The following is a 26,059-nucleotide window of genomic DNA, read 5'->3' as shown; positions in this document are numbered from 1 at the left end:
GGACGACCATTCAGGATTATAGAGAAAGCATGCAATCGGATCCGATCCGAACCGGTCGGGTTCACTGCATTGGTGGCTGCTTGTTACGTCAAACATGTCAGCCACCCCGTCCCGGAGACTATTTATGGACTTAGCATTGATGCTACGCGTCTTTCCATATTTTATGGAGGCAGCGTGGGTGACAGTACAAGTGTCAGCACTGGCATTAGTACTTGGATTGTGTGTTGCCAGTATTCTGGTGAGTGCACGCTTATCAAATAGCAACATTCTCAAAGCGCTCGCATTATTTTATGTGAGTATTTTCAGAGGCACCCCGCTACTGGTCCAGCTTTTTTTGCTGTATTTTGGCGGCCCGCAAGTTGGCCTTGATCTTACTCCATTTACCGCCGGAGTTATTGGTCTCGGCTTGAACATTGGCTCATATATGTCGGAGTCTATTAGGGGCGCAATTGTAAGCGTAGACAAAGGACAGCGGGAAGCAGCCAGATCGATAGGGTTTGGCCGCGCACGAACCATGCTTTTCGTGGTTCTGCCTCAGGCAGCAAGATTAATGATAAGGCCACTGGGCGTCAATGCAATCGCCCTTGTAAAAGGCTCAGCACTTGTTTCGACAATTTCTGTCATTGAAATCACATATACCGCTCAACGGTTTATTGGTTCGACCTATAAACCATTTGAAATCTTTAGCATCGCAGCAGTTCTATACTTAATTATTATTATCATGATTAAGGCTCTAGTTAATTTGCTTGATAAACGTTTTGCTATTAACTGAGGTATTAATGATGGAAAATCTGGACTTCAGCATTGTAGCTCCCTATCAAAGTATTTTGTTAACGGGATTATACTGGACACTACTCTTAGCCATTACTTCAGCTTTTTTTAGTTTTGTGCTCGGCATTAGTTTTGCACTTATTGTTCTATATGCTCCTAAACTGATTAAAATCCCTGTTGAGGGGTTTATGTGGCTGTTTATGGGAACGCCGCTACTTCTGCAGCTTTTCCTGATTTATTATGGTTTGGTTCAAATCGGAATAGATATCCCTGCACTCGGATCTGGCATAATCGGGCTCAGTTTACATTTTGCTGTCTACAACGCCGATATTTTACGTGCAGGTATTGTTGCTATTGATCCTGGTCAGGTCGAGGGATCTCGCTCTATCGGTTTCGGGCGCTATCAATCCATTCGTTACATTGTTTTGCCACAGGCCATCCGGAACACTTTGCCGGCTATGGGAAACAATATGATCTTTCTGCTGAAAGACACATCGCTTGTGTCTGTTATCGGCATTGCCGAGCTTGTGCATGGAGCCCAGCTGGCAATCAGTGAAACTTACAGTCCGTTTGAATTCTATATCGCGGTCGCGGCCATTTATTACCTTTTAAATCTAATGATAATTTTGGGACTAAAATTCCTTGAAATCAGAGTCGAGGCTTCGCGATGAATATGAATGATGAATTACGAGAAACGAATACAATGCAAGCCACAGACACGACTCAAAAACCAATGGTTCAGGTTATTAATGCCAGCAAGGCATTCGGGGCATTGGAAGTCCTCAAAGGCATCAACATGTCTGTTAACCGCGGGCAAATTGTTGCCATTTTAGGGCCAAGCGGTTCCGGAAAAAGCACCCTTCTGCGTTCTATTAATCACTTGGAAAAGCTCAATGGCGGCGAAGTATGGCTCGACGGCATTCAGGTTAACCAACCTTTGAAAGGCGGAAGCTTTGAGAAGCACATCAATTCAGTTCGCCAGCAAATGGGCATGGTATTTCAGCATTTCAACCTTTTCCCTCATCTTACAGTGAAGGAAAACATTACGATCGGCCCCGTTAAATTAAAGGGCGTGAAACCGGATGAAGCGCATAGCCTTGCAATAGAGCTTCTCAAAAAAGTAGGTTTGGAAGATAAGATAGACGTCTACCCATCACGCCTTTCGGGTGGACAAAAACAGCGTGTAGCAATTGCAAGAGCGTTGGCGATGAAGCCCAAAGTTATGCTTTTCGATGAGGCAACATCAGCACTCGACCCTGAACTGGTTGATGAGGTTAATGCTGTCATGAAACAGCTCGCCACGGAGCATATGACGATGCTTATTGTGACACATGAAGTAAGATTTGCCGCAGAGGTTGCTGATCGAATTATCTTCATGGATGGCGGTGTTGTGGTTGAAGAAGGCAGCCCGGATGAAATCCTTAAAAACCCCAGAATGGATAGAACGAAATCATTCCTGAAGAAATATTTGAATAATTGAGCTGCAATTTGTTGAGGGGCATATCAAAGCTATGGTTACTATAGAAAAAACTATTCAAATTTTAGAAAATTTAGTCGCCTATCCCACAACAAGTGAAAGCTCAAATCTGGACTTATTACACTTCATAGAAGAGTATTGTGAGCGATATGGAGCCAAAACAAAAAGGTTCTATAATGCAAAAGGCGATAAGGCCAACTTGTTAATTAGCATCGGGCCTGACTTGCCCGGTGGCATGGTTTTATCAGGGCATACAGATGTCGTTCCTGTGCATGATCAAAAGTGGCTTGAAGACCCTTACCAACTAAGAAACATCAATAACCGGCTTATTGGTCGCGGTGCAGTGGATATGAAAGGCTTTCTTGCATGCTGCCTCGCAATACTACCTGAAGTTGACGCAAAACAGCTAAAAAAACCACTGCATTTTGCTTTTTCATATGACGAAGAAGTGGGCTGCCTTGGTGTTCATTCATTGGTCGAGTGGCTGGCTAAGTCAGCAATTAAGCCTGCATTTGCCATTATAGGCGAACCTTCATTAATGAGAGCAGTCAACGCGCATAAAGGTGGCTTGATTGGCTGGATTCATGTGCATGGTAAACCCGGTCATTCTTCACAGCCCGATCGGTATGTAAATGCTGTTATGATTGCTGCAAAAATTATAAACTATATAGAAAAATTAAGGAGCAATCTGCGCAAGGGACCTTATTTTGCAGAGTTGGATCCACCTTATAGTACAATACAAGTCAATCAGGTTCATGGTGGCACAGCCGGTAATATTGTTGCAGAAAAATGTAGCTTTTTCTTCGAAATGCGAATTATTCCGGGCTATAATCCGCAAACATATTTAGCCGATATTAAAGCATATGCAGATTCTCAACTTGAAAATATGAAGCAGACAGATCCTGCTTGTGATATTATTTATGACATAATCGCTCAGGTTCCGGCATTGCAGCCCAATATAAGCTCTGAATTTGAGAAAGACATTTTACATATTTTAGGACAAGACACCTTAGATGCTGTCCCTTACGGCACCGAGGCAGGCATTTTTCAGACCAATGGCATTCCAGCAATAATATGTGGTCCCGGTGAGATTGCCCAAGCGCACCAGCCTGAAGAGTATATTGAAACGCATCAGCTGCAACTGTGTAATGCCTTTTTATTAGAAGCAATTAACCTGTTAAAATAAAAACTATTCAAATCATTTAATACATTGCGTTTGCCTCGTTATGATCGCTGTATCATTGATCTCAACGAGGCTTTTTCATTTATTTGACTGTTATCTAAATTACATAAAACTGTCGTCGGGCTGTTAAATATGGCCGATATGAGAGGGGCACCAAACATAGGAAGGTGCCAGGTTGCCTCAAGCAGTTGAACTCTCAAACATCACTAAAAGCTACGGGGGCAATGCTGTCCTCAAAGGCATAGACCTTACAATCCGCCCGGGAGAATTTATTTCGCTCGTAGGCATGTCAGGTTGCGGAAAATCCACATTATTACGTGTCATCGCCGGCTTGGAAACACCGGACACCGGCAGCGTCATAATCGGTAACCGTGATGTTACAGACACTGACCCGAGTGATCGCAACCTCGCTATGGTCTTCCAGTCCTATGCTCTTTATCCGCATATGACAGTACGGCAAAACATTGCCACACCGCTGCGTATGCGCCGTTTGACCATGGCTGCCCGCTTGCCTGTGATCGGGCCTGTAATCGGGCGGATGACTGCATCAGCCGGTACGCTTGCTGAAATCGACACTGCGGTTGAAGATGCCGCTGAGACATTGCAAATCGGCCATCTTCTTGACCGAAAACCCTCACAGCTTTCCGGCGGCCAACGCCAGCGTGTGGCTTTGGCGCGCGCTTTGGTGCGTTCGCCCGAAGCATTTTTGATGGATGAACCCCTATCCAATCTGGATGCCAAATTGCGTGCCCATATGCGCGGTGAACTGGCCGGCCTGCATCGCCGGCTGGGTGCGACCTTCATTTATGTGACCCACGACCAGATCGAAGCAATGACAATGTCTGACCGGATCGCCTTGATGTCGGACGGGCAGATCGAACAGCTTGGCACCCCTGATGAATTATATAGCCGCCCCGCTACGCTGACGGTCGCGCGCTTCATCGGAACCCCTTCCATCAACCTGCTGCCGGTTGAGATCGACAGTCAGGGGACTGTCACTTTCATCAGCCAGAAACTCGGTCTCAATACTGCTGCCGGTAAAGCCGGACGCGCCACGCTTGGTCTGCGCTCGGAAGACCTCAGACCCGTGACACAAAACTTTTCAGCACAGGGCTTAGCAACGCAAAGTTTGGCAGTACAGGGCCTGGCAGCGCGTATCGAGCGCACGGAAACCCATGGTTCAGACCGCTATGTAACCTGCCGCCTCCTCAATGATAACAATATTGAAATGACCTTGCGCCAGCGCACCGATGAAACATTGCATGCAGATGCTGATGATGTGCTGCATCTGGGCTTTACCCCAGAGCGCGCCCATCTTTTCGGTGATGACGGGCTGCGCCGTGACGTGATTATGCGCGAAAAGGTGGTGGCATGACTGTCATCGGTACGCCTGCGGCTGAAACCGGCAAAGCGCGCCCTCACCGCTCCAAGACTGAAAAGCGGATGATCCGCCGCGGACTGCTGTTTTCAGCACCTGCCGTCCTGTTATTGTTAGCAATTTACATTATTCCGATGATCACTTTGGTCGGCTTTTCGGTAACAGATTACAGGCTTGGCGCGCTATCAACAAACTTCATAGGCTTTGAAAATTTTATCAACGCCTTTAAGGATCCTGTTTTTATGCGAGCGCTGAAAAACACGGTTATTTATGCGCTGATCGTTATTCCTTCAGGTGTATTTCTGGCACTGGGCATCGCGCTGCTGGTTTATAACCGCAAACGCAGCCGCGGCTTCTGGGAAGTCGCTTATTTTCTGCCGGTCACCGCAACACTCGTTGCTATGGCAACCGTCTGGCAATTTCTGCTGCATCCCTCGCTCGGTCCGGTCAATGCAGTGATCAAATGGTTCGGCTTCGAGCCCGTCGCTTTTCTGTCCAACCCTGCGCTCCTCATCCCGACAATGGCATTGATGGGTGTGTGGCAGGTTCTCGGCTTCAACATGATCCTGTTTCTGGCAGGACTTACCGCAATCTCAAAAGATCTGCATGAGGCCGCTCGTCTGGACGGCGCAAAAAGCCCGATCGACCGGTTTCTGACTGTTACATGGCCGATGCTCGGCCCCACAACAATGTTTGTGGTGGTTACCACATCAATTTCAGCCTTCAAAGTATTCGAGACTGTTGCAGTGCTGACAAAGGGGCGCTTTGGCTCGGAAACACTGCTGTTTGATCTCTATCTTGAAGGGTTTGAATATTCCAACACCGGCTATGCAGCAGCGTTGACCCTGATCTTTCTTGCCATTGTTCTGGTGCTTTCCATCGGCCAGACCCTGCACCTTGAAAAGAAAGTACATTATTGATGCCCGTTCTGCGTAAATATCTGCCGCACCTTGTTCTCGGTCTTGGCGCTTTTATTATGCTGCTGCCGTTTTACTGGATGGTGCTCACATCAATCCGCTCGGCCGCAGAGGTTTTCAACATCTCACTCTGGCCAATTCCGCAGAAGCTTGAAGCTGTAGAAAACTACTCTCGCGCGATCGGTCAGGTACCGATGGCACGTTTCATGCTCAATGGCGTAATTGTGTGTCTTGGTATCTTGTTTGTTCAGGTGCTGACAGCTGTACCCGCCGCTTATGCACTGGCAAAACTACGTTTTCCCGGACGTAAACTATTATTGGCTCTGGTGATTGCCGCCCTGTGCGTGCCGATTCAAGCACTGGCACTGCCATTATTTGTCGGGCTGGCGAAAGCACAGCTTCTCAATACCTATTTCGCGATGATGGCACCGTTTTTTCTGTCGGTTTTCGCTATCTTTCTGTTCCACCAATCATTCCGCAGCTATCCGGAAGAAATCATTGAAGCTGCAAGAATGGACGGTTTTTCTGAAATGGAAATCTGCTGGGGGCTGGTGTTACGCGGTTCCTTACCTTCCCTTGCCGCATTTTCTGTCTTCTCTCTCGTCGCCCATTGGAACGATCTGTATTGGCCGATGATTGTCGTGACAGACACAAATCTGGCACCGCCGCCGCTCGGTATGCTGTTCTTTTCTGACATTGAATCGGGTGCCAATTACGGCGCACTGATGGCCGGCGCCACAATCATTACTGCACCGATGGTGATTTGTTTTCTCCTCGCCCGCAGGCACTTCATCGCAGGCATCACTATGACAGGTGTCAAATGATCCTGCCTTCCGCTCTACACCCAAAGTTGTTCTGGAGATCCTTATGAATATCAGCCGATCCGTCGTCTTAAGCGGCTTATTAGCTAGCCTGTCTTTGACCGGCCTCAGCCAGCCCACTCTCGCACAATCCACCGAGGTCACGCTCGACATTCTTTACAATCTGCCGGGCTTTACAAAGTTTCATCAGCCGATTGCTGATGAATTCATGAAAAACAATCCGGATGTGAAGATTAACTTTCTCGCACCAGCGACCGGTTATAATGAAGGCCAACAGCAAGTATTGCGTGCCGCAGTCACCGGCAATCTGCCGGATGTTTATTTCTCCGGCTATAATCTGACTGCCGAGCTGGTGCATACTTTGCTGCCACGCAAGCAGATCACCGATCTGAGCAAATTCATCGAAGCTGAGGGTGGCCAGAGCTTTCTGGATAAAAACTACAGCCCTAAAATGGTTGCACTTGGTCAGGTCGATGGCAAGCAATATGGCCTCCCCGTCAATGCATCCTCGCCAATCATTTATATCAACTCCGATCTCGTGACAAAAGCCGGCGGCGATCCGGACAATATGCCGAAAACCTTTCCCGAACTGATCGAGCTTGCCAAGAAAATCCATGCGCTTGATCCTAAAATTGCAGGCATGGGATATGATATTAATGGCTGGCCGGATGACTGGTTGTGGCAGTCGCTGATTTTTCAGCAGGGTGGCAAGCTGGTTGATGAAGCAACCAAAAAAGTTGCCTTCGACAACGAAATCGGCCTGAACGCAATGAAGCTCACACGTCAGTTCGTAACTGAGGGTGGCCAGAGCCTTCTCGACTGGGATCAGTCACGCCAGCAATTCGGTGCAGGTCTTACGGGGTTCATTTTCTCGACACCGGCGCATGTGCAAACCGTTGAAGGCCTTGTGGGCGATCGTTTCCAGCTCAAAACTGCAACATTCCCGCTTGATAATGCTGAAGAAGGCGGCGTACCGACAGGCGGCAACTCCGCAGTTATCCTGACGCAGGACGAGAAAAAACAGCAGGCGGCATGGAAATACCTGAAATGGGTAACAGGGCCTGAAGCACAGAATATTATCGTGCGTATCACCGGTTATTTGCCAACAAACAAACTTGCAACAGGGCCGGATTATCTGGCGCCCTATTATGCCGAGCATCCGAATGTGAAAACAGCTTCACTGCAGGCAGACCGCTCTTTGCCTTGGGCCGGTTATCCCGGTGGTGATTCTGTGCGTATCTGGCGCACCCAGCGCGATATTATCGGCACAGTGATGCGTGGTGAAATTTCACCTGAAGAGGGCCTCAAGCAAATCGTTGAGCAGACAAACGCATTGATGAAATAAGCAGACAGGCTGAAGGCGGAGATAATTGCTATATGTCTTCGCCTTTTGCTGTTGCAGAAAGTTTAATGATGAAAATAATTCAGCTCACCGATACCCATCTGATGCCACCCGGCGTGGTCGTCAACGGCGTTGATCCTGAAGTACAATTGCGTGCCGCTATTACTGATATTATTACCAGGCACGCTGACACTGATCTATTGGTGATCACCGGCGATTTATGCAATGACGGCGACCCTGAGGCATATAATTTACTGCGTGATATTCTGGCGCCAGTGCCTTTTGAAACGCGACTATTGCTGGGCAATCACGACCGCAGACCAGAATTTGTCGCAGCCTTTCCTGATCAGCCGCAGGATCAGAACGGCTATGTCCAGTCTTTCATCGATACGCAATTTGGGCGTCTGCTGTTTCTGGATAGCCATCAAGCTGAGGTGATTGGCGGTATTTATGATGCTGAGCGGTTAAACTGGCTGGATGAAGCTCTGGCCAGTGCTGGAGAATTGCCGGTTACTATTTTCATTCACCACCCGCCATTCGATAGCGGACTGGCGCATTTTGAACATATCGGCATGCATGATGACGGCGCAATTATGCAGCGTCTCCACGCCCATCCGGCTGGTGTCAGGCATATTATTTTCGGCCATATTCATGTACCGCTCACAGGTATCAGTGCCGGTGGAATTTCATATAGCTCCGGTCAGGCCTGTTCTCATCGCTTCATTACAGATATTAAAACACCAAATCCGTGGTGGACCGGCGGTAATCCTTGTTATCGCGTGATTGATCTCAATGAGCAGGGTTTGCGGGCATACAGTGCCGAGGTCGGTGAAACTCCGATAGTAAGAGCACAGGTCTGCATTGGCCCCTGATTTGTAATTACAATGGTTGCAAAAAAGTATCGTAACAGATTACGCCGCCTTATCAGGCGGCGTAATCTGTTCTGCAGCTCATCAAACTCAATATTCCGCATAAATTTAAATCAAATTTGATTTTCCTCTCAAGTAATTTACGCTAAGTAACTCTGAGCCTCAGACAAATATCCGAAAAACACCGGAACTGTCTGCATGTGCAATGCGTTGCTTAGTTAGAGTGGAGGAACATATGTTTTCAGATATAGCTTTGTGGTGGTTTGGCGTTCCATTTATTTTAGTGTTTTTAGTCTTCTACTTTGGACGCTCCTGAGCTGTTATCTGCCTAGAGCATTTCACAATCAAGTTGAATCAACTTGATAGATATGACAATGCGAAATTCTAAAATCTATAGCGAGCGCTGCGATCCAACCTGAACGTTACCCGCTCTAGATCTGGGAGGAAAACGCTGATGGCACATTTTTCTTATGAAAAACAATTGAATGAAAAGAAAACAGCAGATAAGGCTGTGCAAAATATTTCATCGCAAGATGCACGCCAGGGCCGTCAAGGCACGCAAATGCGTAATGTGCTGATGATCAGCCTGATACTGGCTGCAATCATCTGGTTCGGGCTCGAAATTTACGGCACAATGATCAATACAAACGAAAACATGTCTGCCAACGGCAATATTATCGAACAAAATAGCAAGCCGCCCGTTCCGGCAGAGTGATTCATTAAATGTTTCAGGAAAGTGGTTGCCGGCTCTTCGTCCGAAACTAGTTTTAAACAAACAGATAAATTTTTGATCCGAAAAATGAAAACACTCTAATGATAGACTGAAACACCAAGCGCCAAACGGCGACTGTGTAGCTATCTATGAAATCCATTTCGTCAGAAATGAAGACGGCACAAAAAACAAACTTTTAAAACCGCACTCAAAAAGAGAATATTAAATCTTTAGCCCGACCACCATCATTGGCATCATAGCCTCTTAACAACAGGTGGCTGAGATGTTGGGCTTCTGGATATCGATTATCGTACTAATTGCAATAAATGTGGGTATTGCGCTCTTTTATGGTGAGCGCCGAACAGAATCTGAAGATTAGTTTCGGCGTATATAACACTGCGATTACTCTCTATTTATTTTGCCGCATTATTAAAAACGTCAAATTGCTCAAACTTTGTAATGAAATGCTCTATCGGCATTAAAACCTCCATTAAAAATCTTGATAGACAATAATTAATTACAAAACTCAATAACACTTACTATTTAAGTCCCATATTGTAGGGATTTCATTCTGCTTCAATCTAAGTTATCGATCTAAAATACATTATTTCATAATATATTTTGGAGAAAAAATGAAATCTATACTAAAATTTATAATGGTATTTTTATCGACTACTGTAATGATTAACAATTCCTACTCCGCTCCGCCAATTCTGGATAATTATAAATTTCAGAAAGAGGCTTATAGAGTTCAAGCTCAACTAGAATGTGCCGGGCAGATCTTTCGATTTAAAGCATGTGTAGACAGGAAAATGGAAGTGTGGATAGCAAATCACCCTGCTCCAGTTGAACATTTCTAATCTGCCAGACGATTAAATTACTGGAGTATTTAACTATCAAGTTGATAGGCATGACAATGCACCAACATTAAAATCCAGAGCAAATGCTGCGAGCCAACCTGAACGCTTCCCACTCCAGATTACCGGTACAATTGTTGTGCTGACTTTTCTGAATGGTAGGTGGATGATTTATTGCTTTTTGCAAAACGACCTATTGGCACGAAACCAAGTCTAATTGTGAGATCAATTCTCCCAGCCTGGTTCAGGAAGCCTGATATTATATGTGCTGAAGAAGTAGCATCATATGAATGGGATTTTCTCTATACGCCACAAAACAAGCACAGAGATAAATATAAAAAACTGAAATCGAAAAAAGCATTTATGGGGTTAGAACACTGCAGCCAATGTCGTTGCAGAACACGCTCCGCTTATTCACTCAAACAAGCGTTTGAAGAGCGAAATATCGCTTAATGCAGTTCTATTCCATCACAGCACATAGCATGGCTTTAGGGATAGAGCGGTTGAAACAAATGAAACAGCAAACTGCTAATAAAACGCCCGCACCATAATTTACGGTGCGGGTTAAATGTTGAAATAATCAACAATAACAGTGCGTTGGAAAGCGATGGTGCCCCCAGAGAGACTCGAACTCCCGACCCCCTGATTACAAATCAGGTGCTCTACCAACTGAGCTATAAGGGCACTTGACGGTGAGATAGCATAATCTTTGCGTTTGTAAAACGAAAAATACGCTAACCCCGATAAAAATAACGATCTTTTGCCTTTAGTCCACAATTAGGCTACAAATCGGCATGCAATCAGGCAACTTTCAGCAGAACGCGATGATAAAACCTTATAAAAATTTCTTTTATATCACCTCTGGTACCGAAGAATCGGAATCAGCAGCAGAATCACTGCGTAAGCGCTATGGTGAAACAGCTGCCGAGCATGCAGATGCCCTGATTGTCCTGGGTGGCGATGGTGTGATGCTGCAAGCATTGCATGACCACATGAATCAAAGCCGTCCGATTTACGGCATGAACCGTGGCTCGGTTGGCTTTCTTATGAATGAATACCATGAAGACAATCTGCCCGCCCGTGTTAGCGCTGCCCATGCCGAAACTATTCGCCCGCTTGAAATGATTGCAGAATCCCGAGAGAGCGGCACTGTAAAAGCGCTTGCAATCAATGAAGTGTCGATTTTGCGCCAATCATATCAGGCCGCCAAGATCCGCATCAGCGTTGATGGCAAAGTGCGGCTCGAGGAGCTGATCTGCGACGGCCTTATGGTGGCAACCCCCGCAGGCTCGACCGCCTATAATCTTTCTGCGCAAGGCCCGATCCTGCCACTCGATTCCCCGCTGCTTGCTCTCACCCCTGTCAGCCCGTTCCGCCCGCGCCGCTGGCGTGGTGCACTACTCCCTAAATCCGTAACGGTGCGGATGGATATTCTTGAAGTCGACAAACGCCCTGTAAACGCTGTTGCCGACCATACAGAGGTTAAGTCCGTAACATCTGTTACCGTGCAGGAAGACACGCAAAACAGCGTGACATTATTGTTTGATGAAGAGCACACATGGGATGAACGCATTCTCAACGAGCAATTCCGCTACTGACAGAGCCTGAAAATCAGCAAATATCGGGTCTAAAATACGGCAACAGCCTGCACCCAGAGCAATGATGTACGGCTTTTGGGCGCACAATAGTAATGCAGCCAGAGATCATCTGCTGTAAGCGCAACTAATTCATAACTCATATAAGCAAAAATGGCATTTTTGTTGACTTTTTGGCATATTCCCCGTAACGCCTTTATTAATTAAAACGCAATGCGCAAACATAAGCGCTTTTCCTGTCCTATTGTCATGCGGACATTACCGGTCGGGTCCAGTGCGCTTCTTCCAAAAAGAGAGCTACGCCTCCATTGACGACATTTGCAGAACTCGGTCTGTCACCGAAAATACTGGCAGCAGTTGAAGCTACCGGTTATACGACACCAACGCCTATTCAGGCTGGCGCCATTCCCCACGCATTAGAGCGTAAAGATGTTCTTGGTATTGCCCAGACAGGCACCGGAAAAACGGCATCTTTTGTGTTGCCTATGCTCCATCTGCTTGAAAAAGGCCGTGCACGCGCACGTATGCCGCGCACCCTTATTCTGGAGCCAACCCGCGAGCTTGCCGCTCAGGTTGAGGAAAACTTTGTAAAATACGGCGTTAATCACCGTATCAATGTTTCCCTGCTCATTGGCGGTGTCTCATTTGAAGAACAGGAACGCAAGCTTCAGCGCGGCGCGGATGTACTCATCGCGACGCCGGGCCGCCTCCTTGATCATTTCGAACGCGGTAAACTGCTTCTGACCGGTGTGGAAATTCTGGTCATTGATGAAGCTGACCGTATGTTGGATATGGGTTTCATTCCGGATATTGAACGTATCTGCAAACTGATCCCGTTCACTCGTCAGACACTGTTTTTCTCGGCCACTATGCCTGCGGAAATCACCAAGCTGACAGAGCAATTCCTGCATTCACCAGTGCGTGTGGAAGTGGCTAAAGCCTCCTCTACTGCGCTCACAGTCACCCAACGCCTGGTTAAATCAGCCAAGAAGCCTTGGGATAAGCGCGCTGTGCTGCGTGATCTTATTACAGCCGAAGATAGCGAGTTGAAAAATGCTATCGTTTTCTGTAACCGCAAAATGGATGTTTCAGAACTATATCGCTCTCTGGTAAAACACGGCTTTGATGCCGGTGCGCTTCATGGCGACATGGATCAGCGCGCGCGAATGGCGATGCTTGCCAATTTCAAAGAAGGCAACCTCAAAATTCTCGTGGCCTCTGATGTTGCAGCACGTGGACTTGACATTCCGGATGTCAGTCATGTCTTCAACTTTGATGTGCCGATTCATGCGGAAGACTATGTGCACCGTATCGGCCGTACCGGCCGTGCCGGTCGCTCAGGCAAGGCTTTCACGCTGATTACACCATCAGATACCAAACATATTGATGCCATTGAAAAAATGATCGGCACCAAGCTTGAATGGCATGATGGTGATCTGTCGACCCTGCCAGCGCAGGAAGAAACAGAAGACACCACGCGTCGCGGACGCAACAGCCGCGGTAAAAACGGTAAAAAACCACGCGAAAACGATAATCGCGAAAAAGAAGCCCGTGATACCGACCGCAAGGAAAAGCCTGTTCAGGTTCAAAATCAGGCTCAGCCACGTATTGCGGAAGAAAAACCGGCTGAAAAGCCGGCAGCATCTGCGCAGCCAGTTGCTGATATCTCTGCGATTAATGCGCCGCAGCCTGTTCTGCCGGATCATGTGTCAATCGGCACACCATCCACATCAGAACCGGTTCGTCCTGCCCCGCATAAAAACGGTCATGATGATCGTCGCCAAAACCATGCGCAGAACGGCCAGAACAATAATAACAATAAGCGTCATCGTCGTGATTTCGATGATGATCCGTCACCGCTTGGCTTCGGCGATGACATTCCGGCATTCATGCTGATACCGATCAATCTTTGATCCGTAAGAAACAAAAAACCCGCTTTAAAGCGGGTTTTTTTCTTAGAAGAAAAACAAACAATCTAGAGCATTTCACTATCAAGTTGAATCAACTTGATAGCTATGACAATGCGATAAATCTAGAGCGAACGCTGCCATCCAACCTGAACGTTATCCGCTCTAGAGCCTGTCCCGAATAATGCAAAAACAAACATCTGAAATCGGCTCACGCAGCATTATGGGCAGCATCCAGCGCTTCTTGGGAAACGGGGGTGAGTTCAACCGATTCACCGCAGCCGCAGGCAGATGTCTGGTTTGGATTATTGAACACAAAGCCCGTACGCAGCGTTGTCACTTCAAAATCCATCTGTGTGCCAAGCAGAAACAATACAGCTTCCGGCGCCACATAAACACGCGCGCCATCGCGTTCAATCAGGTCATCACCGGCTTTGGCTTCTTCAGCCAGCGCAATTGTATATTCCATACCTGCGCAACCGCCCTTTTTAACGCTCACGCGAATACCCAGAGCCTGCTCATGAGAAGCCAGAATCTCGCGCACACGGTCAACCGCGGCGTCTGTCAGTGTCATTACGGCAAAGCGTCCCATAAAATTATCTCACCTGTTTCTGTTACACGGTTCAAGGCCGCGTAGTTTCAACCTGTCTATCTATACACTCTTATCTAGTCTCCCACAGACCGTATCGCAAGTAAACTCAGGCCCGATCCCGACAATTAATCAGCACCACATCATCTTTCGGCAAATCACTCACATTATTCTGCGATACTGCGATAAATCACTGTTAACAAAGCGCTTTAAAATTGCCATGATCTCTCTGCAGACTTGTTACTCAGACAAGCGGAGATATTCATGGCTATTGAACAATATCGTCATAAACCCGCCCCGCAGGTGCATGTTGCACGTGCCATAACCGCCAATCGTAAAGATCAGCAGCGTTTAACACTGATCCGGTTGCTTGGCACTACGGTTATTGGCGCTGCACTGCTGAGTGGTAGCGCTATTTATGCACGAGCCGCATCAACCGAAACACCTGCTCCTGAACAACACAAAGCAAAAGCCGCAGACACCTCATCACAAGCACAGGCAGATGAACAGGCACCTACAGAGGCTGTAACGCCTGCGGCAACCAAAGAGGTGGCAGGCGGTTTGGTTCTGCCGGATTATCTTGATGATCGCAGCACACCGCAGAAACTGCTTGAATCTTATTATAACGCTGTGAACCGCAAAGAATATGCCCGCGCTTACAGCTATTATGCGCAGGATACGCAAGAACCGGATTTCAGCCAATATGCCAAAGGCTATGAGGGCACTCAGTCAGTTACAATTAAACTGGGCAAAACCGAACCAGATCCGGGTGCCGGTCAGATTTACTGGTCATTACCGATTGCCATTGAATCGACCCTCAATGACGGCAAAACACAAGTCTATACCGGTTGCTACACAATCAGCATGACCAATCCTGCCATGCAGGAAGTGCCGCCTTTCAAGCCGATGGCAATCAGAGCCGGAACCCTATCCAAATCTCCGCAGCCGCTGCAGGAAAGTGTGCCAGAGGAATGTGAGGCACCTTAAATATCTGCGGTCAAAATAAAAATAACGCTGCATTTCTGTAGCGTTATCTCTTTGTCTTAAGAGTCTAGAGCGGGAAACGTTCAGGTTGGTTCGCAGCGCTCACTCTAGATTGTAGAATTTCCACTTTGCCAAACCTATCAAGTTCACTCAACAAAAAATGAAACCCTCTAGATTAATACCAGCCAACAGCAACCTGTGCTTCTTCCGACATCCGATCCGGTGTCCATGGCGGATCAAAGGTCATTGAGACCTCAACATGCGAAACACCTTCAACAGTGCTTACCGCATTTTCCACCCAGCCCGGCATTTCACCGGCAACCGGACAACCCGGTGCTGTCAGGGTCATATCGATTTTAACCGTGCGGTCATCTTCAATATCAACCTTATAGATCAGGCCGAGTTCATAAATATCCGCCGGAATTTCCGGGTCATAAACCGTTTTTAGTGCGCTGATAATATCATCCGTCAGGCGCAGCAACTCATCTTCCGGCAAAGCAGAGGCAGAATAGACCTTAGCAATACCAGTAGCTTCAACGGCTTCTGGTGTGGCTGCGGCTGCATCTGAGGCCGGAACGTCCCGTTTTGTGTCCATCATATTCATCCAAAAAACTGTCTGGCTTTTTCAAGCGCTACCACCAAGGCATCAACCTCGGCACGGGTATTATACATGCCAAATGAGGCACGGCAGGTAGATGTTACACCAAAGCGCTGCAACAATGGCTGAGCGCAGTGGGTTCCTGCACGTACCGCAATACCGGAGCGGTCTATCAGCGTTGAAACATCGTGCGCATGAATGCCCGCAAGTTCAAACGAAATAATCGCGCCTTTATCAGGTGCATTACCAATAATCCGCAAGGCGTTGATTCCCGCCAGCGCCTGATGCGCATAGTCACGCAAATCAGCTTCATGAGCAGAAATCGCCTCACGACCTATGCTCTCTATATAGTCAAGGGCAGCGCCCAATCCAATAGCCTGCACAATTGGCGGTGTGCCAGCCTCAAACCGGTGTGGCGGATGATTATAGGTAACATGATCAACTGTCACCTCCTCAATCATTTCACCACCACCCATAAACGGGCGCATCTGCTCCAGCATCTCCATGCGGCCATAAAGTATGCCGATACCGGAAGGTCCGTAGAGCTTGTGTCCGGTCATAATATACCAGTCACAACCAAGATCGCGCACATCCACCGGCATATGCACAGCCGCCTGCGAACCATCAACCAGCACCGGAATGCCGCGCGCATGCGCCAGTTCAACGATTTTTTTGATCGGCAGAACTGTGCCCGTCACATTAGACATGTGGGTCAGGGCAATCAGCTTGGTTTTTGGTGTGATGCATTTCTCAAATTCATCAAGATGAAAAATACCCTCATCATCAACAGGAGCAAAAACCAGCTTGGCGCCTTGGCGCTCACGAATAAAGTGCCATGGCACAATATTGGAATGATGCTCAAGAATTGTCAGCAGGATTTCATCACCCTCGCCGATTTTTGGCATACCATAACCGTAAGCAACCGTATTAATGGCCTCGGTTGCGGATTTTGTAAAAATAATCTCATCATGCGTTGCAGCATTGATAAATCCGCGCACAGTTTCACGCGAACGCTCATAAGCATCAGTTGCGGCATTCGATAGAAAATGCAGACCACGATGCACATTGGCATATTCATTGCTGTAGGCATGGGTTATGGCATCAATAACAGCCTGAGGCTTTTGTGCCGACGCGCCATTATCGAGATAGATCAGTGGCTTGCCATAGACTTCGCGCGACAGAATAGGAAAGTCGCGGCGGATCGCCTCAACATCATAATTCTGTAAAACCGACGGTGATTGCTTCATAACAAAATCCTTAAGCGGCCTTTAAAAGCGGGGTCATATACCCCGCTTTTTAGATAAGACATGCTTATGCGTGCTTTTCGAGCCATGCCTGCAGGATATCTTCAAGCTTTTCAACGAGAACCTCGTTTTCAAGCTCTTCAATAACCTCAGCAATAAATGCCTTGATCAGCAAACCGCGTGCAGCACTTTCCGGAACACCACGTGCCATCAGATAGAAAAGGTGATCCTTTTCAATCTCACGCACTGTTGCACCGTGACCGCAAGCCACGTCATCAGCAAAGATTTCCAGCTCAGGTTTGGCCGAAAACTCACCCTCATCTGACAGCACAAGCGTATTACACGCCATACGCGCATCTGTTTTCTGAGCGATCTGCGCAACACGGATCATGCCTTGAAAAACGCCGCGAGCTTTATCGGTCACCACGTTGCGAATGACCTGCGTTGATGTGGTGTTTTCAACCACATGTCCGCATGTCATCGTCACATCGGTCACAGTTTCACCGCCAAGCAGGTTCAGACCGCGCAGCTGGAAATCAGAGCCTTCGCCCTCAACAACCACATGCACTTCCTGACGCACCAGCTTGCCACCGGCATTCATCACAAACAGGATCAGCTTGGAATTGGTGCCAAGCGTCACATTGAACTGTGATAACTGCGTGGAGAGATCGGTGTGCTCGCGCAGAATAACCCAGACAACTTCTGAATTATCACCAACAGATACATGGCTCACACTGGTGGCAAAAGTTTCCTTTTCGCCGCCGATCTGGCGCTCTACAATCGTTGCCTTAACGTTTGAGCCGATTTTAGCCGGTAAACGCACGTGAGACTGGCCGTAAGCCTGCAGGTTTTGCAGCTCGATAGCCTGCTCAAGTTCAACACCGTCAGCAATCGACAATGCCCAGCCATCACTGGCATAGGCCGCATTGATCTGGCCGATTGTGTCGTCGTCACCGCGGATTTTAAGCGTGTGGGCAGCAATGCCTTCGCTTAAGATACCGCGGATGGTTTCAACACGCACACCTTCAATCTGCACAGGCTTGAGCGCAACACCATTGCTGACTGTCAGCACGGCCGACTTGTCAATCAATGGCGCCACAGCTTCATAGCCAACATTGGCATCAAAAGGCGCTACAGTGCGCAGCAGGCTGCGCAGATCTGTATAATGCCAGCTTTCAATACGACGGTTTGGTAAACCGTTGATTTTCAAAGCTTCGAGCGCATCATCGCGAGCGCTTACAACTTCGGAATTACCCGGCAGATCACCTACACGGGCAGTAAAGGCATCAAGCAATGCACTTTCAGCCGGTGTTTTGATCTTTTGAGAAACGACGTTCATAATCATCCCTCTCTTTAAACAGCTGCGCCGATGATTTCGGCATAACCATTTTCTTCCAGATGCAACGCAAGGTTCTTATCGCCGGACTTGATAACTTGTCCCTTATAAAGAACATGCACACTGTCTGGCACGATATATTCCAGCAAACGCTGGTAATGGGTAATCACGATAACCGCACGGTCCGGTGAACGCAGCGCATTCACACCATCGGAAACGATCTTCAGCGCATCGATATCCAGACCGGAATCTGTTTCATCAAGAACGCACAGTGCCGGCTCCAGAAGCTGCATCTGCAGAATTTCAGCACGCTTTTTCTCACCACCGGAAAAACCGACATTAAGCGGACGCTTGAGCATGGCCATATCCATGTTCAGGCCACCCGCTGCCGCTTTAACACGACGCAGAAGCTCCGGAATTTTCAGCTCTTCTTCACCGCGCGTTTTGCGCTGTGCATTCATTGCAACTTTCAGGAATTCCATTGTCGCAACGCCCGGAATTTCCAGCGGATACTGGAATGCCAGAAAAATACCCTTGGCAGCACGTTCTGCAGGATCAAGCTCCAGAATGCTTTCGCCATTGTAGAGAATGTCGCCTGAAGTCACTTCATAGTCTGAACGACCGGCGAGAATGTAAGAAAGCGTAGATTTGCCCGAACCGTTCGGGCCCATGATCGCAGCAACTTCACCGGCTTTAACGGTAAGGTTCAAACCACGGATAATTTCAGTATCGGTGTCTGCGATTTTTGCGTGCAGATTAATGATCTCAAGCATGAGTGTAACCTTTTATACCGGATCGTTTTACGATCCGCAAAATATCAATCTTGGCTGGTCAGGGGCGAAGTCCATGCTCCACCGGCAATCTTAACCAACCGACCCTTCAAGCGAAATGCCGATCAGCTTCTGCGCTTCAACAGCAAATTCCATCGGCAGTTCCTGAATAACTTCCTTAACGAAGCCGTTGACGATCAGAGCAATCGCCTCTTCTTCAGGAATCCCGCGCTGCATGACATAGAACAGCTGGTCATCAGAAATTTTGGACGTTGTTGCTTCATGCTCAAACTGCGCTGTGGCGTTCTTTGCCTCAATATAAGGCACAGTATGCGCACCACAATCATTGCCGATCAGCAAGCTGTCGCACTGCGTGAAGTTACGGGCATTGGTGGCTTTACGATGAGCCGTCACCTGTCCGCGATAGGTATTGCTGGAATTGCCAGCGGAAATACCCTTCGAGATAATACGGCTCGACGTGTTTTTGCCGAGATGGATCATCTTGGTGCCGCTGTCGATCTGCTGATAACCATTGGAAACCGCAATCGAATAGAACTCGCCGCGTGAATCATCGCCGCGCAGAATGCAAGACGGATATTTCCACGTAATCGCCGAGCCGGTTTCAACCTGCGTCCACGAGATTTTCGACCGGTCACCACGACAATCGCCACGTTTGGTAACGAAGTTGTAGATACCGCCCTTGCCTTCTTTATCGCCCGGATACCAGTTCTGAACGGTGGAATATTTGATTTCCGCATCGTCCAGAGCAATCAGTTCAACAACCGCCGCATGCAGCTGGTTTTCATCGCGCTGCGGTGCAGTGCAACCTTCCAGATAGGACACATAAGAGCCCTCTTCTGCAATAATCAGCGTCCGTTCAAACTGGCCGGTGTCTTTTTCGTTAATACGGAAATAGGTCGACAGTTCCATCGGGCAACGAACACCCTTTGGCACATAGACGAATGATCCGTCGGTAAACACAGCGCAATTGAGCGTGGCATAATAATTGTCAGTCACCGGAACAACGGTTGCCAGATATTTTTTAACCAGCTCCGGATGTTCACGGATTGCTTCCGACATCGAGCAGAAGATCACACCGGCTTTGGCAAGCTCGGCTTTAAAAGTTGTGACCACCGATACACTGTCAAACACCGCATCAACCGCTACGCGGCCAGATGCATAGACATTGTCTGCCGGGTTAGCGTCAAGCTCGCTAGGCTCGCCCATTTTGCGAACACCAGCCAGAATTTCCTGCTCGCGCAACGGAATTCCAAGCTTTTCATAGGTGCGCAGCAGTTCCGGATCAACTTCATCCAGAGATAACGGGCCGGTCTGGTTTTTAGGTCCCGCATAATAACGGATATCCTGAAAATCAATCTCCGGATAATCCACGCGCGCCCATTTAGGCTCTTCCATGGTGAGCCAGCGGCGATAGGCGTCAAGACGCCATTCCAGCATCCATTCCGGCTCATCTTTTTTTGCAGAAATGAAACGGATAATATCTTCATTCAGCCCCTTGGGGGCCTTATCCATTTCGATGGTTGTTTCAAAACCATATTTATACTGATCCACGTCAAGCGTGGCGACCTGATCGATCGTTTCCTGCACTGCAGGCATCGCCGTTCTCCATCCTTGTCAGGGTCAAGGCCCGACAGTTAAAAACGTTATGGCAGCAAATATTCGCTGTCATGAACATATAATGCGCAATCCTGCGCTATGAAAGCCCTGAGGCCGCCCGTTATTGCATCACATTACTGTGGGCAATAAAGGGCTGTTGTCAGCGCCAGCCTTTTCAGGCAGCGCTTTTTCCGTTTTCGCCAGAACTTTTAGCCAGATCCCGATCACGGTCTTGATCGCGACTTTGATCACGTCTGGCTACAAGTCTTGCAAAAATTGTTAAAAATGCTTCGGCGTCCTGTATCGTTGCCGACTGACCTGTCGACACACGCAGCGCTCCGCATTCATCATCATATCCCATAGCGGCCAGCACATGGCTTGCCCCGACCTTGCCTGATGAACAGGCAGACCCGGCAGAAAGTGCAATTCCGCCAAGGTCAAAAGCGATTTGCATCGTCTCTGCCTTCATACCCGGCAATGAGATAAAACTGGTATTCGGCAAGCGCTCAACGCCAGCGCCATGAACCACAACATCAGGCGCCAGCGCGCGCACGCCATCTTCAATCATCTCGCGCAAGCCATAGGTCCAGCGTAATGCGTTGCTGCCATCTACGGCCATTTGTGAAATATTCGCTTCACGCGCCGCCGCACCAAATCCGGCAATTAACGGCAGGGCTTCGGTACCGGCGCGATGTCCCTTTTCTTGGCCGCCACCGCGCACCAGTGCATCAGGCATCACCAGATCAGAAACCGCGACCACGGCACCAACGCCTTTAGGCCCGCCGATTTTGTGTGACGATAGAATTAAATAATCTGCAGAGCTGGTTGTAATATCAAGCGCAATCCGCCCTGCTGCCTGCACGGCATCCACGATAAACAGACCACCGGCAGCTTTAACCAGCGCACCAATTTCAGCGACCGGCTGGATAATACCGGTTTCATTATTCGCCCACTGTATGGCAACCAGCGGCAGACCTTTGGTTTTATCATGTGCAACAAGTGCCTGCTGCAACACAGCCAGATCAACAATGCCCTGAGCATCAACCGGCAAAACGGTGATATTTTCACGAGCAAAGCGCCCGCCTGCCAGCATGCAAGGATGCTCGGTTGCCGACACATAAAGATGCGACAGCCGCAACTCGGCGCGCCCCATTTTATAAACCGGGCTTAAAAGCGTATTGGCAGCCTCAGTGGCACCGGACGTAAAAAACACATGATCGGGCTTGGCACCGCACAGGGCAGCGACTTCACGGCGGGCATTTTCCACAAGGGTACGCGCCGCACGACCTTCCTGATGCACAGAAGAAGGATTACCACTTACCTGCAAAGCCGCGATTACAGCCTCGCGCGCTGCGCTATTCAGCGGCGCACTGGCATTATAATCGAAATAGATCCGTAGGCTTGGCATTGCAGACTCTTTCACAAGGCACCATATTTGCGTTATAAGCGCAATTATCTTGAAATTTCAGACCGGAGCAGCCTATTAAGCTGCATGAGTGTTTTATACACCTTCCAGTTTTGAAAGATTCTAAAGTTGGTTTTAAGATTTATGAGCGAAACAGTCAAGGATTAGCTCGTTTTTTCTACCGTATTCGTATTGTCAGCAGCACCTCTTGCCATAAATAATATGGCCAGAGATAATGCAGCTCAAGATAATACGGATAGCAAATACAGGACAGGCGTTGCAAACCGGCCAACCGGCCATGCAAGCCGGCGGTCATAGCGGAGTATACATGCCAGAAGTCATCTTTAACGGCCCTGCGGGTCGTCTTGAAGGGCGCTATCAGCCTTCAAATGAAAAAAACGCGCCAATTGCTATTATCCTGCATCCGCATCCGCAATTCGGCGGCACTATGAACAATAAGATCGTTTATGATCTGTTTTATATGTTCCAGAGCCGCGGCTTTACCACATTGCGTTTCAACTTTCGCAGTATCGGCCGCTCACAGGGCGAGTTTGATCACGGCGCAGGCGAATTGTCTGATGCGGCAAGCGCACTCGACTGGGTGCAGTCTTTGCACCCTGATTCTAAGAACTGCTGGGTTGCCGGTTATTCTTTCGGTGCGTGGATTGGTATGCAGCTGTTGATGCGCCGCCCTGAAATCGAAGGTTTCATGTCGATTGCACCGCAACCGAACACTTATGATTTCTCATTCCTCGCACCTTGCCCGTCTTCGGGGCTGATCATTCATGGTGACCAGGACAAGGTAGCACCGCCTAAAGATGTGCAGGTGCTGGTTGATAAGCTGAAAACCCAAAAGGGGATCACGATCACCCAAAACACCATGCCGGGTGCCAATCACTTCTTTACCGGTATGGGCGACGAGCTGATTGCTGAATGCACAGAATATCTGGATCGCCGCCTGATGGGTGAACTGACAGAAGTCCGCCAAAAGCGCCTTCGTTAAAAACTGTGATTTTTGATCAGAAAGACCGGCCATTGGCCGGTCTTTTTATGGCCTTTATGGCTTAACCAGAACCCCGCCACTCACCGGCTGTTTACAGCCGGTTGTCGAGGGGTAGGTCAGCGGCAGTGCTTTAAGACTGCGCACGGCCAGATAGCCCCACGCTTCGGCCTCCATAGAATCACCATCGAGACCGGCCGCGTCAGCATCAATCACGACAGCGCCTTGCGCTTCAGCAAGCGTAACCAGCTCCCTCATCAGCGCTGCGTTTTTACGCCCGCCACCGCTCACAACATAGCTACGTGGTTGTTGCGGTAAATGCGCCGCCGATTGCAGGATCGAAGCTGCAGCCACATAAGCCAGAGTGCGAGCGCCATCTTCAACGGATACACTCCCCTTGAGCGGCACAGTGAAATCACCGCGATCTAACGAGCGCCGCAGGTTACCGGTAAAGAAACTGTGGTTGAGATACTGTACTGCCAATGGTTCATTGACCCTACCCTGCAACGCCAAGGTACCTCCGGCATCAAAGCTGCCCATCCCGTGCAGTTCCACCCACTGGTCAATCAGCATATTGCCGGGTCCGCTATCAAACGCCGCGAGATTGCCCGCCTCATCAACATAAGTCAGATTGGAAATACCGCCAATATTGACAAAAACCACCGGCATCACAGGTTTTTGCGGCAAGTTACGTGCGAGTGCCGCATGGTAGGCCGGTATCAGCGGCGCGCCCTGCCCGCTATTACGCATATCTTCTGCACGCATATCATAAACCACTGCAATACCAGTTTCACGCGCTAGTAAAGCGCCATTACCAAGCTGCACAGTCAGTGCTTCATCAGGGCGGTGCAGCACGGTCTGACCGTGAAAGCCGATCACGTCGATATCTTGCACCGTTAAACCATGAGCGAACAAAAAATCCTGAACGGCTACCGCATGCAGGAGTGTTAAATCCTGTTCAAGCTGGTGCAATATCCCTGTGCGTTCATCACGATTGCTCAGGCTGCGGGCATCTTTCAGCGCCTGCTTCAGCCGTGCTCTGAACCCGTCAGAATAAGCCATACTACCGGCACAGCCGCGCTCCACAACCTGTTCACCATCTGTGGTGACCAGCGCCAGATCAATCCCGTCCATTGAGGTGCCGCTCATCAACCCGATCGCACGATAATTCGTTTTCATAATTTTCTCTTTCCGGATTCGAGCCGTCAGCAACAGCAAGATCATCACACCAATCACAAAAACAACAGTGATTATGCTATTTTGGTGCAATTTCACCCAATCTTACGGTGCACCTTTATTGTGATTTACCCTACAATAATGTTAAACGCTGAACTGTGTCAGTTACCGGAATACATTTCACGGCCTGCTCTTAGGGTCTTTTCACAAAGTTTTGACCCCATTCACAATCCTTTTGTCAGACAGGAAAAAACAATGTCCGGCTTTAAGTCCGATTTTCTACGCACACTTTCCGAACGCGGTTTCATTCATCAGATTTCCGATGAAACGGGGCTGGATGAACTTTTCGCCAAGGAAACCGTGACAGCGTATATTGGCTTCGATCCGACAGCATCCAGTCTGCATGCGGGCGGCCTCATTCAGATCATGATGCTGCACTGGATGCAGAAAACCGGCCATCGTCCGGTTGCTTTGATGGGTGGCGGCACCGGCATGGTCGGCGATCCGTCGTTCAAAGAAGAAGCCCGCAAGCTGATGACGGTTGATACCATTGCCGATAATATTGCCGGCATTAAAAAGGTATTTACCAATTACCTGAACTTCGGTGAAGGTAAAACAGATGCGCTGATGGTCAATAATGCTGATTGGCTTACTGGTCTTAATTATCTTGAATTCTTGCGTGATGTGGGCCGCCATTTCTCGGTCAACCGCATGCTATCGTTTGATTCGGTAAAAACGCGCCTTGATCGCGAACAGTCACTGTCATTCCTCGAATTCAACTACATGATTTTGCAGGCTTACGACTTTGTCGAACTCAGCAAGCGCTATGATATGCGCCTGCAGATGGGCGGTTCCGACCAGTGGGGTAATATCATCAATGGTATTGATCTCGGCCATCGCATGGGGACACCACAGCTTTACGCACTGACATCACCGCTTCTGACCACCTCATCCGGCGCCAAAATGGGCAAATCGCTCAATGGTGCGGTGTGGCTCAATGCGGATATGCTGAGTGCATATGACTTCTGGCAATATTGGCGTAATACCGAGGATGCCGACGTCGAGCGTTTCCTCAAGCTTTACACCACCATGCCAATGGATGAAATTGCCCGTCTTGCAGCACTTGGCGGCTCGGAAATCAACGAGACCAAGAAAATTCTGGCAACAGAAATCACCGCTATGCTGCATGGTCGTGAAGCTGCTGAACAGGCTGCGGAAACTGCGCGTAAAACATTTGAAGAAGGTGCAATTTCTGACAATCTGCCAAGCTTTAATATTGCCAAAGATGAGCTTGTTGCCGGTGTTGGTATTCAGGCATTGCTGGTCAAAGCCGGCCTTGCCGCTTCCAATGGTGAAGCACGCCGTCATATTCAGGGTGGCGCAGTGCGCATCAATGATGTGGCCATTCAGGACGAACGTGCAGGTATAACCGCCGGTGATGTAACCGCTGACGGCATTATCAAGCTGTCACTGGGCAAGAAAAAGCACATTCTGGTACGTCCGGAATAAGC

At 48.6% G+C, this 26,059-nt stretch carries 23 protein-coding genes and 1 tRNA gene; 15 read left to right on the top strand and 9 right to left on the bottom strand.

What is annotated here, in order from left to right:
• The first annotated feature begins 124 nt into the window (after positions 1 to 124).
• The 10 genes from MP213Fo_RS13875 to MP213Fo_RS13830 all read left to right on the top strand — a co-directional run bounded on the left by MP213Fo_RS13875 (position 125) and on the right by MP213Fo_RS13830 (position 9,473).
• Positions 125 to 772 carry an amino acid ABC transporter permease gene (locus MP213Fo_RS13875; RefSeq protein ID WP_421089549.1) on the top strand — a complete coding sequence of 216 codons (648 nt, stop codon included), beginning with the start codon at positions 125 to 127 and terminating at the stop codon, positions 770 to 772.
• A gap of 10 nt (positions 773 to 782) precedes the next feature.
• On the top strand, positions 783 to 1,442 hold the full coding sequence (locus tag MP213Fo_RS13870) for an amino acid ABC transporter permease (RefSeq protein WP_421091159.1): 660 nt from the start codon (positions 783 to 785) through the stop codon (positions 1,440 to 1,442).
• A gap of 62 nt (positions 1,443 to 1,504) precedes the next feature.
• Positions 1,505 to 2,251, top strand: a complete 747-nt coding sequence (locus tag MP213Fo_RS13865) for an amino acid ABC transporter ATP-binding protein (RefSeq protein WP_421091158.1) — start codon at positions 1,505 to 1,507, stop codon at positions 2,249 to 2,251.
• Between the two features lie 31 nt (positions 2,252 to 2,282).
• Complete coding sequence (gene argE / locus MP213Fo_RS13860; protein ID WP_421089548.1) at positions 2,283 to 3,434, top strand: acetylornithine deacetylase; 1,152 nt, start codon at positions 2,283 to 2,285, stop codon at positions 3,432 to 3,434.
• Positions 3,435 to 3,606: 172 nt separating this feature from the next.
• Entirely contained in the window at positions 3,607 to 4,806 is a 1,200-nt protein-coding gene (locus tag MP213Fo_RS13855; RefSeq protein WP_421089547.1) for an ABC transporter ATP-binding protein, read from the top strand.
• Positions 4,803 to 5,729, top strand: coding sequence for a carbohydrate ABC transporter permease (locus MP213Fo_RS13850; protein ID WP_421089546.1), 927 nt, complete (start codon positions 4,803 to 4,805; stop codon positions 5,727 to 5,729). The genes MP213Fo_RS13855 and MP213Fo_RS13850 overlap by 4 nt, the downstream gene beginning before the upstream one ends.
• Positions 5,729 to 6,550 (top strand): carbohydrate ABC transporter permease, encoded by an 822-nt coding sequence (locus MP213Fo_RS13845; RefSeq protein ID WP_421089545.1) that lies wholly within the window; start codon positions 5,729 to 5,731, stop codon positions 6,548 to 6,550. The genes MP213Fo_RS13850 and MP213Fo_RS13845 overlap by 1 nt, the downstream gene beginning before the upstream one ends.
• 43 nt (positions 6,551 to 6,593) lie before the next feature.
• The gene (locus tag MP213Fo_RS13840; RefSeq protein WP_421089544.1) at positions 6,594 to 7,892 is read left to right on the top strand and encodes an ABC transporter substrate-binding protein; all 1,299 of its coding nucleotides are present in this window, start codon (positions 6,594 to 6,596) and stop codon (positions 7,890 to 7,892) included.
• 32 nt (positions 7,893 to 7,924) lie between these two features.
• Positions 7,925 to 8,761, top strand: coding sequence for a phosphodiesterase (locus MP213Fo_RS13835; RefSeq protein WP_421089543.1), 837 nt, complete (start codon positions 7,925 to 7,927; stop codon positions 8,759 to 8,761).
• A gap of 451 nt (positions 8,762 to 9,212) precedes the next feature.
• Positions 9,213 to 9,473: a hypothetical protein gene (locus MP213Fo_RS13830; RefSeq protein WP_421089542.1), complete on the top strand. Its 261-nt coding sequence runs from the start codon at positions 9,213 to 9,215 to the stop codon at positions 9,471 to 9,473.
• 1,462 nt (positions 9,474 to 10,935) lie between these two features.
• Here MP213Fo_RS13830 and MP213Fo_RS13825 read toward each other — a convergent pair.
• Positions 10,936 to 11,011 (bottom strand) — tRNA-Thr (locus MP213Fo_RS13825).
• A gap of 140 nt (positions 11,012 to 11,151) precedes the next feature.
• On the opposite strand from MP213Fo_RS13825, the gene MP213Fo_RS13820 reads away from it, so the two are divergent.
• Positions 11,152 to 11,925, top strand: a complete 774-nt coding sequence (locus MP213Fo_RS13820) for an NAD kinase (RefSeq protein ID WP_421089541.1) — start codon at positions 11,152 to 11,154, stop codon at positions 11,923 to 11,925.
• Positions 11,926 to 12,230: 305 nt separating this feature from the next.
• The gene (locus tag MP213Fo_RS13815; protein WP_421089540.1) at positions 12,231 to 13,835 is read left to right on the top strand and encodes a DEAD/DEAH box helicase; all 1,605 of its coding nucleotides are present in this window, start codon (positions 12,231 to 12,233) and stop codon (positions 13,833 to 13,835) included.
• A gap of 205 nt (positions 13,836 to 14,040) precedes the next feature.
• On the opposite strand, the gene sufA is transcribed toward MP213Fo_RS13815, so the two are convergent.
• Positions 14,041 to 14,421 (bottom strand): Fe-S cluster assembly scaffold SufA, encoded by a 381-nt coding sequence (gene sufA / locus MP213Fo_RS13810; protein WP_421089539.1) that lies wholly within the window; start codon positions 14,419 to 14,421, stop codon positions 14,041 to 14,043.
• 261 nt (positions 14,422 to 14,682) lie between these two features.
• On the opposite strand from sufA, the gene MP213Fo_RS13805 reads away from it, so the two are divergent.
• Positions 14,683 to 15,405 carry a hypothetical protein gene (locus MP213Fo_RS13805; RefSeq protein WP_421089538.1) on the top strand — a complete coding sequence of 241 codons (723 nt, stop codon included), beginning with the start codon at positions 14,683 to 14,685 and terminating at the stop codon, positions 15,403 to 15,405.
• 172 nt (positions 15,406 to 15,577) lie between these two features.
• On the opposite strand, the gene MP213Fo_RS13800 is transcribed toward MP213Fo_RS13805, so the two are convergent.
• From MP213Fo_RS13800 to MP213Fo_RS13775, 6 genes are all read right to left on the bottom strand, one after another.
• Positions 15,578 to 16,006, bottom strand: coding sequence for an SUF system Fe-S cluster assembly protein (locus tag MP213Fo_RS13800; protein WP_421089537.1), 429 nt, complete (start codon positions 16,004 to 16,006; stop codon positions 15,578 to 15,580).
• On the bottom strand, positions 16,003 to 17,247 hold the full coding sequence (locus MP213Fo_RS13795; RefSeq protein WP_421089536.1) for a cysteine desulfurase: 1,245 nt from the start codon (positions 17,245 to 17,247) through the stop codon (positions 16,003 to 16,005). Before MP213Fo_RS13795 ends, MP213Fo_RS13800 begins: the two co-directional genes overlap by 4 nt.
• Before the next feature lie 64 nt (positions 17,248 to 17,311).
• Complete coding sequence (gene sufD, locus MP213Fo_RS13790) at positions 17,312 to 18,589, bottom strand: Fe-S cluster assembly protein SufD (protein WP_421089535.1); 1,278 nt, start codon at positions 18,587 to 18,589, stop codon at positions 17,312 to 17,314.
• A gap of 8 nt (positions 18,590 to 18,597) precedes the next feature.
• Positions 18,598 to 19,353, bottom strand: a complete 756-nt coding sequence (sufC, locus tag MP213Fo_RS13785; RefSeq protein WP_421089534.1) for a Fe-S cluster assembly ATPase SufC — start codon at positions 19,351 to 19,353, stop codon at positions 18,598 to 18,600.
• Between the two features lie 90 nt (positions 19,354 to 19,443).
• Complete coding sequence (sufB, locus tag MP213Fo_RS13780; RefSeq protein ID WP_421089533.1) at positions 19,444 to 20,967, bottom strand: Fe-S cluster assembly protein SufB; 1,524 nt, start codon at positions 20,965 to 20,967, stop codon at positions 19,444 to 19,446.
• A 175-nt stretch (positions 20,968 to 21,142) separates the two neighbouring features.
• The gene (locus MP213Fo_RS13775) at positions 21,143 to 22,375 is read right to left on the bottom strand and encodes a cysteine desulfurase family protein (protein ID WP_421089532.1); all 1,233 of its coding nucleotides are present in this window, start codon (positions 22,373 to 22,375) and stop codon (positions 21,143 to 21,145) included.
• Positions 22,376 to 22,700: 325 nt separating this feature from the next.
• On the opposite strand from MP213Fo_RS13775, the gene MP213Fo_RS13770 reads away from it, so the two are divergent.
• Positions 22,701 to 23,375: an alpha/beta hydrolase gene (locus MP213Fo_RS13770; RefSeq protein WP_421089531.1), complete on the top strand. Its 675-nt coding sequence runs from the start codon at positions 22,701 to 22,703 to the stop codon at positions 23,373 to 23,375.
• Positions 23,376 to 23,429: 54 nt separating this feature from the next.
• Here MP213Fo_RS13770 and MP213Fo_RS13765 read toward each other — a convergent pair whose 3' ends face one another.
• Entirely contained in the window at positions 23,430 to 24,551 is a 1,122-nt protein-coding gene (locus MP213Fo_RS13765) for an anhydro-N-acetylmuramic acid kinase (RefSeq protein WP_421089530.1), read from the bottom strand.
• A 252-nt stretch (positions 24,552 to 24,803) separates the two neighbouring features.
• On the opposite strand from MP213Fo_RS13765, the gene tyrS reads away from it, so the two are divergent.
• Entirely contained in the window at positions 24,804 to 26,057 is a 1,254-nt protein-coding gene (tyrS, locus tag MP213Fo_RS13760; protein WP_421089529.1) for a tyrosine--tRNA ligase, read from the top strand.
• Positions 26,058 to 26,059 lie beyond the last annotated feature (2 nt).

Origin of the sequence: Pseudochrobactrum mosebachae, assembly GCF_048914685.1 — a bacterium.
Lineage (GTDB): Bacteria > Pseudomonadota > Alphaproteobacteria > Rhizobiales > Rhizobiaceae > Pseudochrobactrum.
Note: the sequence above shows the minus strand (reverse complement) of the source record. Positions and strands in the feature narration are given on the sequence as shown.

Excerpts from the sequence above, each read along its gene's own strand:
- tyrS (WP_421089529.1), top strand. The coding sequence starts at position 24,804 with ATGTCCGGCTTTAAGTCCGATTTTCTACGCACACTTTCCGAACGCGGT.
- MP213Fo_RS13795 (WP_421089536.1), bottom strand. The coding sequence starts at position 17,247 with ATGAAGCAATCACCGTCGGTTTTACAGAATTATGATGTTGAGGCGATC.
- sufB (WP_421089533.1), bottom strand. The coding sequence starts at position 20,967 with ATGCCTGCAGTGCAGGAAACGATCGATCAGGTCGCCACGCTTGACGTG.
- MP213Fo_RS13830 (WP_421089542.1), top strand. The coding sequence starts at position 9,213 with ATGGCACATTTTTCTTATGAAAAACAATTGAATGAAAAGAAAACAGCA.
- MP213Fo_RS13870 (WP_421091159.1), top strand. The coding sequence starts at position 783 with ATGGAAAATCTGGACTTCAGCATTGTAGCTCCCTATCAAAGTATTTTG.
- MP213Fo_RS13850 (WP_421089546.1), top strand. The coding sequence starts at position 4,803 with ATGACTGTCATCGGTACGCCTGCGGCTGAAACCGGCAAAGCGCGCCCT.
- MP213Fo_RS13775 (WP_421089532.1), bottom strand. The coding sequence starts at position 22,375 with ATGCCAAGCCTACGGATCTATTTCGATTATAATGCCAGTGCGCCGCTG.
- MP213Fo_RS13770 (WP_421089531.1), top strand. The coding sequence starts at position 22,701 with ATGCCAGAAGTCATCTTTAACGGCCCTGCGGGTCGTCTTGAAGGGCGC.
- MP213Fo_RS13835 (WP_421089543.1), top strand. The coding sequence starts at position 7,925 with ATGTCTTCGCCTTTTGCTGTTGCAGAAAGTTTAATGATGAAAATAATT.
- argE (WP_421089548.1), top strand. The coding sequence starts at position 2,283 with ATGGTTACTATAGAAAAAACTATTCAAATTTTAGAAAATTTAGTCGCC.
- MP213Fo_RS13875 (WP_421089549.1), top strand. The coding sequence starts at position 125 with ATGGACTTAGCATTGATGCTACGCGTCTTTCCATATTTTATGGAGGCA.
- MP213Fo_RS13865 (WP_421091158.1), top strand. The coding sequence starts at position 1,505 with ATGGTTCAGGTTATTAATGCCAGCAAGGCATTCGGGGCATTGGAAGTC.
- sufD (WP_421089535.1), bottom strand. The coding sequence starts at position 18,589 with ATGATTATGAACGTCGTTTCTCAAAAGATCAAAACACCGGCTGAAAGT.
- sufA (WP_421089539.1), bottom strand. The coding sequence starts at position 14,421 with ATGGGACGCTTTGCCGTAATGACACTGACAGACGCCGCGGTTGACCGT.
- MP213Fo_RS13800 (WP_421089537.1), bottom strand. The coding sequence starts at position 16,006 with ATGAATATGATGGACACAAAACGGGACGTTCCGGCCTCAGATGCAGCC.
- MP213Fo_RS13765 (WP_421089530.1), bottom strand. The coding sequence starts at position 24,551 with ATGAAAACGAATTATCGTGCGATCGGGTTGATGAGCGGCACCTCAATG.
- sufC (WP_421089534.1), bottom strand. The coding sequence starts at position 19,353 with ATGCTTGAGATCATTAATCTGCACGCAAAAATCGCAGACACCGATACT.
- MP213Fo_RS13805 (WP_421089538.1), top strand. The coding sequence starts at position 14,683 with ATGGCTATTGAACAATATCGTCATAAACCCGCCCCGCAGGTGCATGTT.
- MP213Fo_RS13820 (WP_421089541.1), top strand. The coding sequence starts at position 11,152 with ATGATAAAACCTTATAAAAATTTCTTTTATATCACCTCTGGTACCGAA.
- MP213Fo_RS13840 (WP_421089544.1), top strand. The coding sequence starts at position 6,594 with ATGAATATCAGCCGATCCGTCGTCTTAAGCGGCTTATTAGCTAGCCTG.
- MP213Fo_RS13845 (WP_421089545.1), top strand. The coding sequence starts at position 5,729 with ATGCCCGTTCTGCGTAAATATCTGCCGCACCTTGTTCTCGGTCTTGGC.